General features: G+C 65.2%; 18 protein-coding genes. 13 read left to right on the top strand and 5 right to left on the bottom strand.

From position 1 onward, the window contains the following. Nucleotides 1-36 precede the first annotated feature (36 nt). The 3 genes from EJ067_RS07055 to sbmA all read left to right on the top strand — a co-directional run bounded on the left by EJ067_RS07055 (nt 37) and on the right by sbmA (nt 2,854). Complete coding sequence (locus EJ067_RS07055; protein ID WP_126085307.1) at nt 37-234, top strand: hypothetical protein; 198 nt, start codon at nt 37-39, stop codon at nt 232-234. 71 nt (nt 235-305) lie between these two features. Then, nucleotides 306-1,466: a YbfB/YjiJ family MFS transporter gene (locus EJ067_RS07050; RefSeq protein WP_126085306.1), complete on the top strand. Its 1,161-nt coding sequence runs from the start codon at nt 306-308 to the stop codon at nt 1,464-1,466. A gap of 122 nt (nt 1,467-1,588) precedes the next feature. Next, nucleotides 1,589-2,854, top strand: coding sequence for a peptide antibiotic transporter SbmA (gene sbmA, locus EJ067_RS07045; RefSeq protein WP_126085305.1), 1,266 nt, complete (start codon nt 1,589-1,591; stop codon nt 2,852-2,854). 16 nt (nt 2,855-2,870) lie between these two features. Here the strand turns inward: sbmA and EJ067_RS07040 are convergent, their stop codons facing one another. Next, complete coding sequence (locus EJ067_RS07040; protein WP_126089523.1) at nt 2,871-3,887, bottom strand: polysaccharide deacetylase family protein; 1,017 nt, start codon at nt 3,885-3,887, stop codon at nt 2,871-2,873. Between the two features lie 205 nt (nt 3,888-4,092). On the opposite strand from EJ067_RS07040, the gene EJ067_RS07035 reads away from it, so the two are divergent. Together EJ067_RS07035 and der are read left to right on the top strand one after the other, a co-directional pair. Continuing rightward, on the top strand, nt 4,093-4,758 hold the full coding sequence (locus tag EJ067_RS07035) for a tetratricopeptide repeat protein (RefSeq protein ID WP_126085304.1): 666 nt from the start codon (nt 4,093-4,095) through the stop codon (nt 4,756-4,758). Nucleotides 4,759-4,825: 67 nt separating this feature from the next. After that, entirely contained in the window at nt 4,826-6,256 is a 1,431-nt protein-coding gene (gene der, locus EJ067_RS07030) for a ribosome biogenesis GTPase Der (protein ID WP_126085303.1), read from the top strand. Between the two features lie 47 nt (nt 6,257-6,303). Here the strand turns inward: der and EJ067_RS07025 are convergent, their stop codons facing one another. Next, the gene (locus EJ067_RS07025; protein ID WP_126085302.1) at nt 6,304-7,224 is read right to left on the bottom strand and encodes a LysR substrate-binding domain-containing protein; all 921 of its coding nucleotides are present in this window, start codon (nt 7,222-7,224) and stop codon (nt 6,304-6,306) included. Nucleotides 7,225-7,331: 107 nt separating this feature from the next. Here EJ067_RS07025 and EJ067_RS07020 point away from each other — a divergent pair, with 107 nt between their 5' ends. The 7 genes from EJ067_RS07020 to EJ067_RS06990 all read left to right on the top strand — a co-directional run bounded on the left by EJ067_RS07020 (nt 7,332) and on the right by EJ067_RS06990 (nt 12,906). Then, nucleotides 7,332-8,630, top strand: a complete 1,299-nt coding sequence (locus EJ067_RS07020) for an MFS transporter (protein WP_245468189.1) — start codon at nt 7,332-7,334, stop codon at nt 8,628-8,630. Between the two features lie 137 nt (nt 8,631-8,767). Next, a complete protein-coding gene (locus EJ067_RS07015; protein ID WP_126085301.1) occupies nt 8,768-9,949 on the top strand; it encodes a cell wall hydrolase in 1,182 nt (393 codons plus the stop codon). Between the two features lie 290 nt (nt 9,950-10,239). Next, on the top strand, nt 10,240-10,632 hold the full coding sequence (locus EJ067_RS07010) for an AtpZ/AtpI family protein (protein WP_126085300.1): 393 nt from the start codon (nt 10,240-10,242) through the stop codon (nt 10,630-10,632). Nucleotides 10,633-10,696: 64 nt separating this feature from the next. Then, nucleotides 10,697-11,455 carry a F0F1 ATP synthase subunit A gene (locus EJ067_RS07005; protein ID WP_126085299.1) on the top strand — a complete coding sequence of 253 codons (759 nt, stop codon included), beginning with the start codon at nt 10,697-10,699 and terminating at the stop codon, nt 11,453-11,455. Between the two features lie 80 nt (nt 11,456-11,535). Beyond that, nucleotides 11,536-11,760, top strand: a complete 225-nt coding sequence (locus EJ067_RS07000; protein WP_027164582.1) for a F0F1 ATP synthase subunit C — start codon at nt 11,536-11,538, stop codon at nt 11,758-11,760. A 62-nt stretch (nt 11,761-11,822) separates the two neighbouring features. Beyond that, on the top strand, nt 11,823-12,404 hold the full coding sequence (locus tag EJ067_RS06995) for a F0F1 ATP synthase subunit B (RefSeq protein WP_126085298.1): 582 nt from the start codon (nt 11,823-11,825) through the stop codon (nt 12,402-12,404). A 10-nt stretch (nt 12,405-12,414) separates the two neighbouring features. Next, nucleotides 12,415-12,906 (top strand): F0F1 ATP synthase subunit B, encoded by a 492-nt coding sequence (locus EJ067_RS06990; protein ID WP_126085297.1) that lies wholly within the window; start codon nt 12,415-12,417, stop codon nt 12,904-12,906. A 269-nt stretch (nt 12,907-13,175) separates the two neighbouring features. On the opposite strand, the gene EJ067_RS06985 is transcribed toward EJ067_RS06990, so the two are convergent. From EJ067_RS06985 to EJ067_RS06975, 3 genes are all read right to left on the bottom strand, one after another. Further along, entirely contained in the window at nt 13,176-14,270 is a 1,095-nt protein-coding gene (locus tag EJ067_RS06985; RefSeq protein WP_245468096.1) for an ISAs1 family transposase, read from the bottom strand. Between the two features lie 92 nt (nt 14,271-14,362). After that, nucleotides 14,363-15,061 (bottom strand): ribonuclease HII, encoded by a 699-nt coding sequence (locus EJ067_RS06980; protein ID WP_126085296.1) that lies wholly within the window; start codon nt 15,059-15,061, stop codon nt 14,363-14,365. A gap of 159 nt (nt 15,062-15,220) precedes the next feature. Further along, complete coding sequence (locus tag EJ067_RS06975; protein WP_126085295.1) at nt 15,221-16,375, bottom strand: PA0069 family radical SAM protein; 1,155 nt, start codon at nt 16,373-16,375, stop codon at nt 15,221-15,223. 149 nt (nt 16,376-16,524) lie between these two features. On the opposite strand from EJ067_RS06975, the gene EJ067_RS06970 reads away from it, so the two are divergent. Next, the gene (locus EJ067_RS06970; RefSeq protein ID WP_126085294.1) at nt 16,525-17,028 is read left to right on the top strand and encodes a glycosyltransferase; all 504 of its coding nucleotides are present in this window, start codon (nt 16,525-16,527) and stop codon (nt 17,026-17,028) included. Nucleotides 17,029-17,146 lie beyond the last annotated feature (118 nt).

Raw genomic sequence — 17,146 nt, 5'->3', positions numbered from 1 at the left:
TTTTAGCGAGGTGAGCCAGACATTGGAGGCAATCCGATGAAGATTTTATCTTTGCTGAAGGGGCTTTCCGTCGCGGCACCGGTAAAGCGCCGGCACGATGACGGCGAGATCGCCCGCTGGGTCGTCGATCCGCTGTCGCATCCGGTGCTCGACACCATGTCGGAGCGCGAGCTCGGCGACATACCGTTCCGGCTGACGGCGCATCGCACGGCTTACGAGACGACCTGCCGCTGAAGGCGGCTTGACCGAACTGGCCCAACACAAGCGCATTGTTTCGCCGGCGCGCACACTTATGTTGCGCTGCAATGAACGCCGCCTCGCCATCTCCCTTGCGCCTCGCCATTGCCGGCATGACGGCGCTTGCCGTCGCCATGGGCATCGGCCGTTTCGTCTACACGCCGATCCTGCCCGGCATGATGGAGGAGTTGCACCTGACGCCGGCCGATGCCGGCTGGATCGCTTCCGCCAACTATCTCGGCTATCTCATCGGCGCGCTCGCCGCCGCCGGCGGCTGGGCGCATGGCCGCGAGCGCCTGCTGATGTTCGCGAGCCTTGCCGCCAGCGCCGTCCTCGCGGGGCTGATGGGGCTGAACGAAACGATGGCCGCTTTCCTCGTCATTCGTTTCCTCGCCGGCCTGGCCAGCGCCTTCGTCATGGTGTTCATGTCGTCGATCGTCTTCAGCCATCTCGCCGAGGCCGGCCGCGGCGACCTGCAGGCGCTGCATTTCGGCGGCGTCGGTCTCGGCATCGCGGCATCCTCGGCGCTGCTGGCCATTCTCGTCACCTCCCATGCCGGATGGGCCGCCGGCTGGCTGTGGTCCGGAGCGATTTCCGCCGTCGGCCTGCTCTTTGTCGCGCTGCTCGCGGGCTCCGCCACACCCGCCAACGGCGTCGACGGGCCTGAACCGGCGCTGCCGAGGGACAGGTCGCTGACCAAGATGATCCTCGCTTACGGGCTGTTCGGCTTCGGCTATGTGGTAACGGCCACTTTCCTGGTCGCGATCGTCCGCCAGGGCGGCGGTGGACGCGTCTTCGAGGCCACCGTCTGGATGGTCACCGGTCTTGCCGGTTTTCCGTCGACCTGGTTCTGGCGGAAGCTCGCCGGCAGGATCGGACTATACGCGGCCTATGCCGTGAGCTGCCTGGTCGAGGTGGTCGGCGTCACCGCCAGCGTTGTCGTCAAGGGTTTCACCGGGCCGCTTCTCGCCGGCGTGCTTCTCGGCGGCACCTTCATCGCCATCACCGCGCTTGGCCTTCAGGCGGCACGGCAGCTCGCACCGCTGACGCCGCGCCGCATCTTCGCCGTGATGACGGCAGCCTTCGGCCTCGGCCAGATCGTCGGTCCGATCGCCGCCGGCCTGCTCGCCCAGGCGTCCGGCAATTACGTGCTCGCCTCGCTCATGGCCGCCGTGGCCTTGCTGCTCTCCGGCGTCATCGCCTGGTCGGCTGCGCCAAAATCGCCATGATTTGTGGTCTTGCTCGGTGCTGGGCGCAGGGCAGGGCATTTTCTTTCCCACTAATGTGTGACCTTATGCCCGCCGAACAGCAACGCCGCTGATTTGCGGTCAGACCGAGGAAACCCGCCACAGTGTTCGTATCCTTCTTCCCTAAGCCGAAGCTGTTTTTCACCTCGGCCGCCCTCTGGAGTCTTGCGGGAATTCTGTTCTGGTTTTTCGGCGGTCAGCAGCTGGGCGCCGCCATCGGTCTGCCGCCGGCCGCTCCCGACGCCCCGCCTATCCTCGGCGTGCCGATGTTCTGGTCGCCGCCCTTCCTATGGTTCTATATCTATTTCGCCGTGATGCTGGCCGCCTTCTACCTGTTTTGGCGTTTCTACTCTCCGCATCCCTGGCAGAATTGGTCCATCCTCGTCTCCGCGTTCATCCTCTTTTCGACCTACATAAACGTGCAGATCTATGTCGCGCTGAACAACTGGCGCGGGCCGTTTTTCGATCTTTTTCAAAAGGCGATCAGCGCACCGGGCACGGTGACAGCAGCGGAACTCTACAGCCTGTTCTGGATCTACGCCCTGATTGGCGCGATGTTCATCTCGTTGTACGTCGTCACGAAATTTGTCGTCAGCCACTACATTTTTCGCTGGCGCACGGCGATGAACGACTTCTATGCACAGAACTGGCCGAGACTGCGTCACATTGAAGGTGCTTCGCAGCGCGTTCAGGAAGACACTATGCGATTCTCCACCTCCATGGAGCAACTGGGTGTCGCTTTCGCTGATTCGCTGCTGACGTTAATTGCCTTCCTGCCCGTGCTCGACGCCCTCTCGGCGCATATCACCGAACTGCCGCTCATCGGGTCCATCCCTCATTCCTTGGTGATCGCCGCCCTGGTCTGGTCGTTCTTCGGCACGGTTTTGCTGGCCGTAGCTGGCATCAAGCTGCCAGGCATGGAATTCCGCAACCAGCGTGTCGAAGCTGCCTACCGAAAGGAACTTGTCCATGGCGAGGACGATCCGAGCCGCGCCTCGCCTCCAGCCCTGGCAGAACTTTTCCAGAACGTGCGACGCACCTATTTCCGCTATTACTTCCACTATGCCTATTTTAACGTTTTCCGGGCCGGCTTCGGCCAGGCCGACGCGATCTTCTCCAGTGTGATCCTGATTCCGACCATCGCCGCCGGCAAGATCACATTGGGCATATGGCAGCAGATCAGCACTGCCTTCGGCCAGGTCTCCAGTTCGTTCCAGTATCTGGTCAGCGCCTGGCCGCAGATTGTCGAGCTGATCTCGATCTACAAGCGCCTGCGTGCCTTCGAGGCCACGCTGTACGGCGAGCCGCTGCCGGATATCGACCAGCGCTATCTTGCGCGGCAGAGCGCCGAAGATCCGGCCCGAACTTGATAAGTACGTGGGCGGCTCAGCCGCCCACGGTGGCCGGCGCCTGGCCGGCCCGCTGCCGCTCGACATAGTCTCGAAAACTGATGCATTCGACGTCGGCTTTCATGCAGACCTCGCCGGCAAAGCGCTCCAGCGCGTCCCAATAGGCGCCATTGTTCATCTGCGTGAAGTGGAAGCCGAGTTCGAGCGGCAGTCGCTTGCCATTGTATTGCGTATCGAACGCGGCGCGGAACGCGTGGTAGGCGCGATCGGCGAACTCGTCCGCCATCGACGGTTTCTCGAAGCCGCCTGAATGCCCGACATAGAGATTGTAGTCCATGGCGACCACCGGCTTCGCCTTCGGCCCCTCCGGTATGAGCGGCAGAGCGAAGCGGGTGGTGCGGTTCTTCGTCGGCGGCAGGGTAGGGCCGTTCGAGACGCCGCTCGCGTCGTACTGGAAGCCAGCCTCGGGCAGCGCTTCGTAAAGCGCCTTGTCGGTCGAAAGATACGGCGCGCGGAAACCGGTCACGGTGTGACGGGCGAAATCGCGCCAGCCGGGCGGCTCCGGCGAGATGCCGTTGATCGCATAAGCGTTTTCCAGGATGCGCCGGAACGCGCCGAATTCGGCCAGCCACTCGGCCTTGCTCCAGTCCTTGCCGTCGAAATGGCCGCAGGCATGGCTGCCGATGTCGTGGCCTTCGGCGGCCGCGAGCCGGACCTGCTCCAGCCGGTCCGCCACCTCCTGCTTCGAGGCGGCAAAGCCGATATTCGATTTGCCGGCGCCCTTGCCCGGCGCCGTGTATGCGCCGCGCGTTTCCGGCGAGAGCAGGAAGACGCAGGACAGAAAGTAGGTGAAATGCGCGCCGGTGCGCTTGGCCAGCGCACGGCTGCGTTCCCATTGCGAGATCTCGCGCGCGCTGTCGAAGGAGACGAGCACGATCTGCTTTGGCTTCGCCGGCGTCGGCTCCGGCGATTTCGGCGGATCGGCGAACGCCGCGGCAACGGGGGCCGCGAGCGCGGCGAGACTGAGCGCAAGGACGCTGAACGGATGTGGCACTGGCACTGGCAACCTTCGGCGATCTTCTGACGATTGGAAAGCCGGCTATTGCCCAATTGTGGCATGGGTACGTTACGCCCGGCTGGAAGCCGCCCTGGCTTGTCCCGCCGATTTTCCGGCGCTCCCCCTTCCATGCCGACAAAATTTCGCTAAAACGCGGGGCTCAAGAAGCGCCCTGTTCCGGGGCAGCAATGGTTTTTGATTGATGTCGGACGACAGTTTTATCCGCGAAGTGAACGAAGAGATTCGTCGCGAGCAGGCGCAGAAGCTGTGGGACCGTTTTGGTCCGGCCCTGCTCGGCGCCGCGATCCTGATCGTGGTGGCGACCGCTGCCGTCGTCGGCTACCGCTATTGGGACGAGACCCGCGCCAACCGCTCGGGAGATGCGTTCTCGGCTGCGCTCAAGCTTGCCAATGACGGCAAGAACGACGAGGCGATCGCCGCGCTCGACCAGCTGGAGAAGGATGGCTACGGCGCCTATCCGCTGCTCGCCCGCATGCGCGCCGCGACCGTCAAGGCCGACAAGGGCGATGTCGACGCCGCCGTCAAGGATTTCGACGAGGTCGCCGCCGACAGCGCCATTCCCGCCGGCATCCGCGACATGGCCCGGCTGAGGGCGGCGCTGCTCCTGGTCGACCATGGGTCGTTTGCCGACGTCTCCAGCCGCGTCGAGGCGCTCACCGCCGACACCAACCCGCTGCGCAGCTCGGCGCGCGAGGCGCTCGGCCTTGCCGCCTGGAAGGAAGGCAAGTCGGCGGACGCGCTGAAACTGTTCGACCAGATCGCTTCGGATGACGGTGCCCCGCGCAATGCGCGCCAGCGGGCGCAGTTGATGGCCGAGCTGATCCGCGGGTCGGGCAATGCGTCGTAGCGCATGTCGCCCAAAAGTGCGCAGCGGTTTTGGGATCAACGACATGCGCAACAAATGGTAAAGCCGGATGGGCTTCAAAGTCGCCATCATCGGCCGGCCTAACGTCGGCAAATCGACTCTTTTCAATCGGCTGGTGGGAAAGAAGCTGGCGCTTGTCGACGACACGCCGGGCGTGACGCGCGACCGTCGCGTGCACGCCGCCAAGCTCTACGACCTTCACTTCGACGTCATCGATACCGCCGGCTTCGAGGACGCGGCCGCCTCGACGCTGCCCGGCCGCATGCGCCAGCAGACCGAGATCGCCATCCGCGAGGCCGACCTGATCTTCTTCACCGTCGATGCCAAGTCGGGCCTGATGCCCGACGACCGGACCTTCGCCGATGTGGTGCGCAAATCCGGCAAGCCGGTGGTGCTGGTCGCCAACAAGGCGGAAGCGCGCGGCGCGCAAGGCGGCATGCTGGAAGCCTGGGAGCTCGGTCTCGGCGAGCCGATCCCCGTCTCGGCCGAGCACGGCCAGGGGATGCCCGATCTGCGCGACGCGGTGATCGCCGCGCTCGGCGAGGAACGCGCCTTCGGCGAGGACGAGGAAGAGCCGGGCGACGAGATCGCCATCAGCGAGGCGCTGATCGGCGAGGACATCGCCGATCCGGACGCTGAAGCAACCTATGACGACACCAAGCCGTTGCGCATCGCTGTCGTCGGCCGCCCCAATGCCGGCAAGTCGACCCTGATCAATGCGCTGATCGGCGAGGAGCGGCTGCTGACCGGGCCGGAAGCCGGCATCACCCGCGATTCCATCTCGGTCGACTGGGACTGGCGCGGCCGCCGCATAAAACTCTTCGACACGGCCGGCATGCGGCGCAAGTCCAAGGTCCAGGAAAAGCTCGAGAAGCTCTCCGTGCAGGACGGTCTGCGCGCCATCCGCTTCGCCGAGATCGTCATCATCGTGCTCGACGCCACCATCCCCTTCGAGAAGCAGGATCTGCAGATCGCCGACCTGATCATCCGCGAGGGCCGCGCGCCGGTGATTGCCTTCAACAAATGGGACCTGATCGACAACCCGCAGGAGCTTCTCGCCGAGCTGCGCGAGAAGACCGAGCGGCTTCTTCCCCAGGTGCGCGGCATCCAGGCGGTGACGGTCTCGGCCGAGACCGGTCGCGGCCTCGACCGTCTGATGGATGCAGTCATCAAGACGCACAGGGTGTGGAACAGCCGCGTCTCCACCGGCAAGCTCAACCGCTGGCTGGAAGGCATCCTCGCTCATCATCCGCCGCCCGCCGTCGCCGGGCGCCGGCTGAAGATCAAATATGTCACCCAGGCCAAGACCCGCCCGCCGGGCTTCGTCGTCTCGTGCTCGCGTCCGGACGTGATGCCGCAATCCTATGTGCGCTACCTCTCGAACAGCCTGCGCGAGGCCTTCGACATGCCCGGCGTGCCAATCCGCATGGCGCTCCGCACCTCCGACAATCCGTTTGCAGGTAGGGCGAAGAAGCGCTGAGGGCTGGGGCGTTGGCACCAACGCCTCGAAAGGCGCCGGCCAAGACCTCACGCGACCTCCCGCAACCCCTCACCGGTTCGCGCCCCCTCCGGCAGCGTCTCCATCGCCGCCTGCAAAAGAATCTCCGCCAGCCGCGCCGCCACCGGATCGAGCTCGGCATCCTTCTGGTGCAGATGCAGCGCCATCTTCGGCAGTGCCGGCAGGCCGAGCACGCCGGGCGCGAGCGCCCTGACATTGGCGGGCAGGCCGATATCGGTGCGGATCGTCAGCCCGAGGCCGGCCGCGACCGCAGCCCAGATGCCGCCAAGGCTGGGGCTGGAGAACGCCATGCGCCAGGCCAGCCCTGCGCGGTCAAGCGTCTCGGTCGCCACGGTGCGCAGCAGGCAGGGCGCCTCGAACACCACCAGCGGCAGCGCCTCGCCCTGGCGTGCGTCCGCCATGATCGGTTTCGCCGGACCGATCCAGCGCGCCTGCACGTCGGCGACATGCCGGCTGTAGGGCAGGGTCGTGCCGTCGTGCCAGGCGAGGGCAATGTCGAGGCTGCCGGACAGGACACGCTCGGCAAGCTCGTGGCTGCGTCCGATCCGCGCCTCGATCCGCACTTTGGGATGGGCTCGTGCGAAGCGGCCGAGCACTTCCGGCAGCACGGCTTCGCCAAAATCCTCCTGCAGGCCGAGCCGCACCCAGCCTTCCAATTCGACGTCACGGATGGCGGAGGCCGCCTCGTCATTGAGCTCGATCAGGCGCCGCGCATAGCCGAGCATGGTCTCGCCGGCTTCGGTGAGCGCCAGGCCGCGCCCCGCCTTGCGGAAGATCGGCGTCGCCGCCTGCTCCTCCAGCTTTTTCAACTGCGCGCTCACCGCTGAAGTCGAGCGACCGAGCCGCTCGGCCGCCTTGGCGAAGCTGCCAAGTTCCATGCCGGTGACGAAAGTCCTGAGGACGTCGAGATCGAAAGTGACGCGCCGCATGGAATTGTCCTTGTTTTCAGGATTGTTGATCAAAAACTTCCTGATTTTTCGAATGAAGCTACGGCGCTACATCCGTCCCGTCAAGGCCAGTCAACGGGAATGGAATTATGTCCGCCATCGTCACATCCACCGATTGCGATCCGCCAGAAACAGGCCCCTCCGCCGGCTCGGCCGGCCGGAGCTTCGGACCCAACCATCGCTGGAAGGTGCTGGGCATCGGTGTCGCGGCCAATGCCGGCTTTTCCGCCACCTTCTCCGGCATACCGGCGACCGCTGTGGCGATGCGCCAGGGCTATCAGCTCGACAACGCCTCGCTTGGACTGGCGCTCGGGCTTCTCGGCCTCGGCGTGGCGTTGAGCGAATTGCCCTGGGGCTTGCTCACCGACCGTTGGGGCGACCGCCGCGTGCTGCTGACCGGGCTCGGCGCGACAGCGGCATGGCTTCTCGTCATGGCGATGCTCGTCGTGCCGACGAAGATAGCCGTTCCCGGCGTCACGCTGCTGTCGGCAAGCCTGCTGGTTGCCGGCCTGCTCGGCGGCAGCGTCAACGGCTCCAGCGGCCGCGCCATCATGGGCTGGTTCGGCGAAGGCGAGCGCGGCTTTGCCATGAGCATCAGGCAGACGGCAGTGCCGCTCGGCGGCGGGCTCGGCGCGCTCGTGCTGCCTTCGCTCGCGTTGGACTTCGGCTTTGCCGCTGTCTTCGGCCTGCTTGCGGCTGTCTCCGCCCTCTCGGCTTTCTTCGCCTGGCGCTGGCTGCACGAGCCGCCGACGCAAGGCGACGCGCACGCCGCCGCCGCGACGAGCGGTCCGGCGCCGCTGCGCAACATCGAGGTCTGGCGCATCTCGACGGCCATCGGTTTGCTCTGCTTCCCGCAGGTGGCGGTGCTCACCTTCGCCGTCGTCTTCCTGCACGACTTCGCCGGCATGGGCACATGGGTGACGAGCGCCAGCCTCGCCGCCGTGCAGACCGGCGCCATGGTGATGCGCGTCTGGAGCGGCCGCTTCACCGACCGCCACGGCAACCGCCGGCCATTCCTGAAATTCTGCAGCGTGTTCAGCGCGCTGGCGTTCCTGGTCCTCTGGCTGCTGGTGATCGCGGCGTCCACGCAGCCGGCGTTGATGCCGCTCCTTCCCGCCATGGTGGTCGTGGCCGGCATCTCCGTCTCGGCCTGGCACGGTGTCGCCTATACAGAGCTGGCGACGCTTGCCGGCGCCGGCCATGTCGGCACCGCGCTCAGCCTCGCCAACACGCTCGTCTTCGTCGGCTTCTGCCGATCGCCATTCCATGGCTCTTGCTGCTATGCGCCTGGCCCGGCGTATGGCTGGCGGCCGCGACCTGCGCGGCGATTGCGTGGCCGATCTTCCTGCGCCCAACCCGAAGCACGGAGCCTGATTAACCCAGCCTGATTCCTGGCCGGCTTTCCGCGGCAGGGGGGCCGGCTTGTCTCCAACACGAAAAAAACACGATCGATGCCGTTAACCGACCATCAAGGTTAATGCTTCATTTTGGCTCTCCGGGGTCAGTAGCGTTTCTGGAGAGTTCCGTGCATCGACGCGTTTTTATGCGGCTCGTCGCCGCCGCCGTTGCGAATAAACGTTCCGTCCTTCCTCCTTTGGTTCTGGGGCTCGGCTTCTGGGTCGGCTCCCCCTCCGTCGTCGCCTACCAGGACATGGCAAGCCTTGTTTCGGGGCTGGAATCGCCCAGCCATCGCTGGAACGCGTATGTCGAAAAATCCGTCGCCGGTTCGGTGCATGCCGCCGAGATGCCGTTCGTCGATTCGGCCGCCACGGGCTCGATCTCCGGCTCCGGCGTGGCATTGCCGGGCGTCGGCACGGTCGCGTTGCGCGGCAAGGGCAATGTCGCCGGCGCCACGCCCAACGAGGATCGCGTCGTGCGTGCCGACAAGAAGGGCCGCCTCGTCCAGGTCTCGCCGGTGACGCCGCCGAAGAATTTCAGCGCCGGCTCGATCTTCGAGCGCACCTCCTCACTGCTCCGTCCCGCGATGGACAGTGGCCTGAAGCTCACTTTCGCCAAGCCCGGCATCAAGGGGAAGGAGATCCAGATCGCCCAGGCCTTCCACATCCGCGAGGACAAGAGGCCCGATCCAGACTTGCCGGCGGCCCTCGTCGCGCTCGTCAACAACGACAAGCCCGATATCCTCGCCACCGCCTATGCCCAATCGGCGCCCGACTACGCCAAGGCCTCACCCTTCGAAGCGCTGCTGCAGGATGATCCGAACGACGGCCGCTTCATTCCGCCGATGGGCAAGGGCGACCACGCCTGGATGCAGAACCCGCTGCCGGCGGCCGTCTTTTCCAGGCCGGAACAGGAATGCCTTGCCAAGGGCATCTATTTCGAGGCGCGCAGCGAACCGGTGCGCGGCCAGGCCGCGGTGGCGCAGGTGATTCTCAACCGCGTCCGCAATCCCGCCTATCCGAAGACGATCTGCGGCGTCGTCTACCAGAACGACAACTGGTTCAACCGCTGCCAGTTCTCCTTCGCCTGCGACGGCAGGAAGAAGCGCATCAACGACCCGGTCGCCTACAAGACCGCCCAGGATGTCGCCATGGCGGTGACCGCCGGCAAGATCTTCATCCCCGAGGTCGGATCCTCCACGCATTACTACGCCAATTATGTGCATCCCGGCTGGGCGCGCGCCATGCATCGGATGACCAGGATCGGCCTGCATATCTTCTACCGCACCTATGGCGGCGGCTGGAGCTGAGCCGTTTAGGCGGCTCGAACTAAGCCGCTCAATCGACGCCCTTCGTCAAGGCCGTTTGTCGCTCGCCGCGCACGCCGATCGGCGCGGCTTGCCGGGCGGATTCGCGCCGAGTCCTCGCGCGGGCGTGACGGGCACGATGTCGCACCTGAATAAGTCATTGATTTTAAAATAGAAAATACATCACTTTGAAGTTCGGCCCGTGGCTTGACGGGCGCGGACCCTCTAACTATGTTGCCGGCGACTTTAGAAGCGGACGGACGGTGATCGTCTGCCCGGGCAGGGGGGTTGCGATGGCCGACGAAAACAGGCCAGACGGAACCGGAGAAACCGGCCGCGGCAGGCAGCCAGAAGCCACCATCCGCGACGACGAACTTGAGCGCCGCCGGCGCGAGCTTGAAGCATCGCTTGCGACAAGACGCACGGACCGGCTCGAGGGGAAAGACGAAGCGAACGCTGCGACCGGTTACGGTCAGGCACTGAAGCTGTCCAGCGAGTTCATCGCCGGAGTGGTGGTTGGTGTCGGCTTGGGCTGGATCATCGACCGCTTGGCCGGAACGGCGCCATGGGGTCTGATTGTCGGCCTGTTGCTGGGTTTTGGCGCCGGCATACTCAATGTCCTGCGTTCGGCGGGACTGGCGCCACAGTTCGGTCAGGGCGGTACGCCGCGCGAGCCGAAGGAATGAGATGAGGCGCCGCAAGGCGCGAAAGAAACTTAAGAAGCCGGCTTGGCTTTGACGGGGATTTACAGTGGCTGCTGACAAGGTCGATCCGATCCACCAGTTCCAGATCCATCCGATCATCCCGCTCCATATCGGCGGCTACGACGTCTCCTTCACCAACTCCGCCCTGTTCATGGTCGTGACGGTCATCGTCGCTTCCGCCTTCCTCTACATGAGCACCGCCAGCCGCGCGCTCATCCCGGGCCGCCTGCAGTCGGTCTCGGAAATGGCCTATGAGTTCGTCGGCAACATGCTGCGCGACGCGGCCGGCAAGCAGGGAATGCAGTTCTTCCCGCTGGTGTTCTCGCTGTTCATGTTCGTGCTGGTCGCCAACCTGATCGGCCTGTTCCCCTATTTCTTCACCGTCACCAGCCACATCATCGTCACCTTCACGCTGGCCGCGCTGGTCATCGGCACCGTCCTGGTCTACGGCTTCGCCAAGCACGGCTTCGGCTTCCTCAAGCTGTTCGTGCCGCATGGCGTGCCCGGCTATCTCCTGCCGCTGGTGGTGGCGATCGAGATCATTTCCTTCGTCTCGCGTCCCGTCAGCCTCTCGGTTCGTCTTTTCGCCAACATGCTGGCCGGTCACATCACGCTGAAGGTGTTTTCTGGCTTCGTCGTCAGCCTCAGCGCGCTGGGCGCGGTCGGCATCGCCGGCTCGGTCCTGCCGCTCGCAATGGCTGTCGCGCTGACCGCGCTGGAACTGCTGGTCGCCTTCCTGCAGGCCTACGTCTTCGCGGTGCTGACCTGCATGTACCTGAACGACGCTCTGCACCCGAGCCACTGACCGATTTTCACCGGCGCCCCGGCGCCAGCATACCCAACGTACCAACCGCAACGATTACCGAAAACCACAGGAGTTTTGAAATGGACGCAACTGCAGCAGCTGCTATCGGCGCTGGTATCGCCTGCATCGGCATGGGCGGCGCGGGCATCGGCCTCGGCAACATCTTCGGCAGCTACCTCTCGGGCGCCCTGCGCAACCCGTCGGCTGCTGACGGCCAGTTCGGCCGCCTGATCTTCGGCTTCGCCGTGACCGAAGCTCTGGGCATCTTCTCGCTCCTCATCGCGCTGCTCCTGGTCTTCAAGTAAGAAGCACGCGCTGACGATAGGGGCCGCATGGTGCGGCCCCGCCGTATGGACAGGGGAATGAGATGTTCGTGACATCTGCCTTTGCGCAAGAAACCGCGCCAGCCGCGGCCGAAGGCGAGACGCATGCGGGCACCGCCGTGCCTGCCGAGGAGCATGGCACGTTCCCGCCGTTCAATGCCGAGACCTTCCCGTCGCAGATCCTGTGGCTGGTCATCACATTCGGGCTCTTCTATCTGTTCCTGAAGCGGGTTGTGATGCCGCGCGTCGGCGGCATCATCGATGTCCGCAACGATCGCATCACGCAGGATCTCGACCACGCCGCAAGGCTGAAGGGCGAAGCGGACGCTGCCGTTGCCGCCTATGAGCAGGAGCTGGCGGAAGCCAAGGCCAACGCCAACAAGATCGGCCAGCAGGCGAGCGACGCAGCCAAGACCGAAGCCGAAAGCACGCGCAAGAGGCTCGAGGCGGAACTCGAGAAGAAGCTCGGCGAGGCCGAGGCGAGCATCGCCTCGATCAAGGCCAAGGCGATGAAGGAAGTCGGCACGATCGCCGAGGACACAACGTCGGCCATCGTCGAGGCGCTGGTCGGCGGCAAGACCGACAAGGCCGAGGTTTCGGCCGCGGTCAAATCCGCGACCCGGTGAGGAGGGCATCATGGACGCCACATCACTCGCGACACTCTGGGCCACGATTGCCCTGATCATCTTCCTCGGCGCCATCATCTATCTGAAGGTGCCGGGCATGCTCGCCAAGTCGCTCGACGCCCGCGCGGCCAAGATCAGCAGCGAGCTCGAGGAAGCGCGCCGCCTGCGTGAGGAGGCCCAGCAGTTGCTCGGCCAATACCAGCAGAAGCGCAAGGAAGCCGAGAAGGAGGCTGCCGACATCGTCGCCGCCGCCAAGCGCGAGGCCGAGCTCCTTGCCTCCGAGGCGCACAAGAAGACCGAGGACTATGTCGCCCGGCGCACCGCGCTTGCCGAGCAGAAGATCGGCCAGGCCGAGCGCGAAGCGATCGGCGAGGTGCGCGCCAGCGCCGTCGACATCGCCGTCGAGGCCGCCCGCGCGCTGCTGGCCGCCAAGGTCGACGCCAAGGCCGGCGCGGACCTGTTCAAGTCGGCGCTGCAGGACGTGAAGGCCAAGCTGAACTGACGAGCTTCGCAGGTTTGAAATCAAAAGCCGCCTGGGCAACCCGGCGGCTTTTTGTTTGGAGATGGAGCGAAGCGCCGGAACTGCCAATCTCCCCCCTTGTGGGGGCGATGCCCGGCAGGGCAGAGGGGGGCGCGAAGGATCGCGGCCTCTCATCCGTATGTGCTGGATTGGGTGCAAGCTGTGCAGTGAATTCGCGCCACTTGCTGACAGGTCGGCGGGACAGCGCCCCCCTCTGTCCTGCCGGACATCTCCCCCACAAGGGGGCAGGGCTATCGCATATGGGTGATGGCCTGGATGAGATAGCCGTCATTCCAAGCGCATTTCTTGATGCGGTGACTGATGGGGACTTTATCGACATCTGCGGCCTGAAGGAGATTTCTGGCGATGCGGTTGAGGAGGGCGGTGTTGGCGGGGGCGTTGTCCTTGCGGGCACGGGATTGATCCTCGTCCAGATGAACATCCAGCATCCAGTGCAGGCCGTTCTCGATCTGCCAATGGGCTCTGGTGAGCTCGAGGGCTTGCTGGGGTGACAGCAAGGTGGAGGCCATGAACAGGCGCGTCAGCGGCTTGGCCTGGTCGCGCCGGCTGGTGATGCGGATGAAGGCTTTGTGGCCGGCCATCAGCGGTTCAGCCGATACCACGACCTCGGCTTGGCGCCATTCGCTGCGGCCATGGCTGGTTTCGGTCCGCTCCGCGACTGCGGGGGCGGTCTCGGCCAGATGGCGATTGGCGTGGCCGACCCAATGGCGACGATTGCCTTTGAGCGCGAGCAGGTAGTCGCCGCCCCGTTCGGTGATGGCCTTTGCCATGCGCGTGTGACAGTGGAGCGCATCGGCTGTGACCAATCGTCCAGTAAGATCAATAAGTTCGATGACTTTGAGGGCGGCCTCGACCTCATTCTCTTCCTCGCCGGGCGAGACCGCCGCCAAACATAGCCGCGTCTCGGCGGCAAAAGCCGACACCGTCAGGGGAGGACTGGCTGCAAGGCCTTTCTCGTAGGCTCGCCGCAGCGCCTTGCCGTCGAGCGAGACCACTTCCTCACACGCCCGCGCGAAGCCCGCGGCAAAGGCGGCAAAGGCACGGCTGAACGCCTCCGGATCGAGCAGCCGCAGCAGCCGCGAGAAGGTATCGTGGCTGGGCGCCACCTCATACGCGATCAACCGCGACAGCGCCTGCTTGCGCTCTTGCGCGAACAACGAGAACTCCGTCGCATTGCTCGCCCCGCACAGGCTCGCCGCGATCATCATCACGATCAAATCGCCAAGCCGATGCGTGGCATTGCCGGCGCGCGGATCGGGTAGCGCGCCGAAATAGCTCTCAAGGCTGGAAATGGCAGTCTCTCCCTCGTTCGACTGCCTGCCCAAAGAATCCCTTCTCAGGCCAACTTCAAGTCCCAAAAAGCCATATGCGATTCCCCTGCACAAGGGGGGAGAGCAGCCGTCACCGACGCCGTCGCTCACTCGAGCCCGGCGAAGCTCTCTTCCTCTTCCGCGACCTCGACCCCGCCCAGCCGGAATGGCGCGAACGAGGCGCGGTGCAGTCTCGCCACCGGCCCATGCGTCTCGATCGCGGTCCGGTGCCGGACCGTTGCATAGCCCATATGCACCTCGAAGCCGTAGTGCTCGTGATGGCCGCCGCAGCCGCACATCATGCGGTCGCGCATCACCTTGGCGACGATCGAGGCGGCGGCGATGGATTGCGAGCGCTGATCGCCCTTGATCAGCGCGCGGCCCTCGCAGGGCAGCCCAGGCGGCACGTCGCGGCCGTCGGCCAAAGCCAGTTTCGGCCGCAAGGACAGGCCGGCTGCGGCGCGGCGCATCGCTTCCAGGCTGGCTTTCAGAATATTGCTGTTGTCGATGCCTTCGGCGCTGATCGACGCCATCGAGACGCTGAGCGCCGAGCCCAGGATTTTCAGGAACAGCGCCTCGCGCTGCAGATGGGTGAGGCGCTTGGAATCGTCGAGCCCCTCGGGAATGTTGGCGGGGTTGAGCACGACCGCCGCCGCCACCACCGGACCGGCGAGCGGCCCGCGGCCAGCCTCATCCATGCCCGCCACCGGCCATAGCCCGTCGGCCATCGCCTTCGTCTCGATCGAGAAGTCGGGCTTTTCGACCATTTCAAAGAGAAGCGGAGAATCGAAACGCGCGCGAGCCATGGTGCGGCGAGGTTCGCATCGGCTCCGATTCTCCGCAAGTCCCTCCGGGTCGGATGGGGCGTCGGACCGGGAGGGCACCGTCTCACGGCCGGGGGACAGGGGCCGGACGGGATTGTGGGGCAGGGCACAGCCGCTAGGCCACGCCCTGGCTTGTCTTCGTCAAAGCAGCATCAGCTGCTCGCCGGCGCCGGAGCCTGCGACGAACTGGTCGGTCCGAAGCTGCCGTCGCTCGGCATTGAGGCCGAGCCGCTTGGCGGCGATCTCGAAGCGCCGGCCGATCTGCCAGGCGTAGGGTCCGGCGCCCTTCATGCGCTTGCCCCATTCCGAATCGTAATCCTTGCCATCGCGCATCGAGCGGATCAGCGACATCACATGCCGGTAGCGATCCGGATAATGCCGCAGGAGCCAGTCCTTGAAGATCGGCGCCACCTCGAGCGGCAGCCGCAGCACGACATAGCCGGCTTCCCTGGCGCCGGCGGCGCGCGCCGAATCGAGGATGCGCTCCAGCTCCGGATCGGTGAGGCCGGGAACGATCGGCGCCACCATCACAGAAGCCGGCACGCCGGCATCCGAAAGCTGCCTTATCGCCTCCAGCCGCTTCGTCGGCGTCGATGCGCGCGGCTCCATCGTCCTCGCCAGCATGCGGTCCAGCGTCGTCACCGACAGCGCCACCTTGGCGAGGCCGCGTTCGGCCATGCGCGACAGGATGTCGATGTCGCGCGTCACCAGCGCCGACTTGGTGACGATGCCGACCGGATGGCCGCGCGCCTCCAGCACTTCCAGGATCTCGCGCATGATCCGGTACTGCTTCTCGATCGGCTGGTAGGGATCGGTGTTGGTGCCGATGGCGATGGTGCGCGGCTGGTAGCCGGGCTTCGACAATTCCCTGTCGAGCATGCGTGCCGCATCCGGCTTGGCGAAAAGCTTCGATTCGAAATCGAGCCCCGGCGACAGGCCCATGAAGGCATGCGTCGGCCTGGCGAAGCAGTAGACGCAGCCATGCTCGCAGCCGCGATAGGGGTTGATCGAACGGTCGAAGGAGATGTCCGGCGACTCGTTGCGGGTGATGATGGTGCGCGGCTTCTCGACCTGCACCTCCGTCTTGAAAGGCGGCAGTTCCTCCAGCGAGTTCCAGCCGTCGTCGAACACATGCCGGCTGACCGGCTCGAAGCGGCCGGACGGATTGATGCCGGCAGAGCGTCCGCGGTTGCGCTCGGGGCGCACGCGCATGCCGCTCTGTTCCATCATCGCGTTGGCCATCTCGGCTCTGCCGGCTCCGAAAGCGGCAATGTCGGCGCGCACGATCTGTTCCATTTTCGCCCTCTCCCAGGGACTGTCGGCAGGCTGTCGAATCGCTCTGTTCATGAAACTATTCCTATTTCGCCGATGAGAACAAAGCAAGAACTTTTTCGACTGGAACGCGCAACTGGCGCAGCGCCCGGCTTTCCGCTATTCGGCTAGGAATGCTCAGCGTTCTCATCGAAACCCGGAACGACGAAGAAGGCCTTGCCCGTACGCTCGCCTCGCTGATCGGCGGCGCCGTCGAGGGCGTGGTGCGCGACGTCATCGTCTGCGATGCCGGCTCGACCGACCTGACGCATCGCGTCGCCGAGCACGCCGGCTGCCACTGCGTGGCCGGAGGGATCGCTGCCGGCATCGGTCAGGCAAAGGGCGACTGGCTGCTGCTTCTCGAACCCGGCGCGCGGCTGGCCGAAGGCTGGATCGAGGAGGTCGTCGCCCACACGGCGAGGCAGACGATGCCGGCGCGCTTCTCGCGCGCCCGTGCCAATCGTGCGCCGTTTCTCGCCCGGGTGTTTTCCGGCAACCGGGCGCTGGCCGAGGGCCTTGTCATCAGCAAGCGCCAGGCAGCGGCGCTGGCCAAGAGCGCCCGCAACGCCGAAGCCCTGGCGCGCGGCCTCGCCACCAGACGGCTCAATGCCGAAATCTGGGTGGCGCCGCCAAAGTGATGCCTGCGCGCCCGCAAGGGGAAAAGCTGGGCAGCTAAATCAGCCGCGGCTTTATTGTGCATTGCACAAAATCGAAGGTGAGGTTAGCATTCTTCCCATGCGGGACAATCGGGATTGG

Origin of the sequence: Mesorhizobium sp. M1D.F.Ca.ET.043.01.1.1, assembly GCF_003952385.1 — a bacterium.
In the GTDB taxonomy this organism is placed as follows: Bacteria; Pseudomonadota; Alphaproteobacteria; order Rhizobiales; family Rhizobiaceae; genus Mesorhizobium.
This window is presented reverse-complemented; position numbering and strand designations above follow the sequence as displayed.

Coding starts and splice junctions, on each gene's coding strand:
- EJ067_RS06980 (WP_126085296.1), bottom strand. CDS start 15,061: ATGGCTCGCGCGCGTTTCGATTCTCCGCTTCTCTTTGAAATGGTCGAA.
- EJ067_RS07025 (WP_126085302.1), bottom strand. CDS start 7,224: ATGCGGCGCGTCACTTTCGATCTCGACGTCCTCAGGACTTTCGTCACC.
- EJ067_RS06990 (WP_126085297.1), top strand. CDS start 12,415: ATGGACGCCACATCACTCGCGACACTCTGGGCCACGATTGCCCTGATC.
- EJ067_RS07035 (WP_126085304.1), top strand. CDS start 4,093: ATGTCGGACGACAGTTTTATCCGCGAAGTGAACGAAGAGATTCGTCGC.
- EJ067_RS07050 (WP_126085306.1), top strand. CDS start 306: ATGAACGCCGCCTCGCCATCTCCCTTGCGCCTCGCCATTGCCGGCATG.
- EJ067_RS07010 (WP_126085300.1), top strand. CDS start 10,240: ATGGCCGACGAAAACAGGCCAGACGGAACCGGAGAAACCGGCCGCGGC.
- EJ067_RS06995 (WP_126085298.1), top strand. CDS start 11,823: ATGTTCGTGACATCTGCCTTTGCGCAAGAAACCGCGCCAGCCGCGGCC.
- EJ067_RS06970 (WP_126085294.1), top strand. CDS start 16,525: ATGCTCAGCGTTCTCATCGAAACCCGGAACGACGAAGAAGGCCTTGCC.
- EJ067_RS07000 (WP_027164582.1), top strand. CDS start 11,536: ATGGACGCAACTGCAGCAGCTGCTATCGGCGCTGGTATCGCCTGCATC.
- EJ067_RS07055 (WP_126085307.1), top strand. CDS start 37: ATGAAGATTTTATCTTTGCTGAAGGGGCTTTCCGTCGCGGCACCGGTA.
- der (WP_126085303.1), top strand. CDS start 4,826: ATGGGCTTCAAAGTCGCCATCATCGGCCGGCCTAACGTCGGCAAATCG.
- EJ067_RS06975 (WP_126085295.1), bottom strand. CDS start 16,375: ATGGAACAGATCGTGCGCGCCGACATTGCCGCTTTCGGAGCCGGCAGA.
- EJ067_RS07020 (WP_245468189.1), top strand. CDS start 7,332: ATGTCCGCCATCGTCACATCCACCGATTGCGATCCGCCAGAAACAGGC.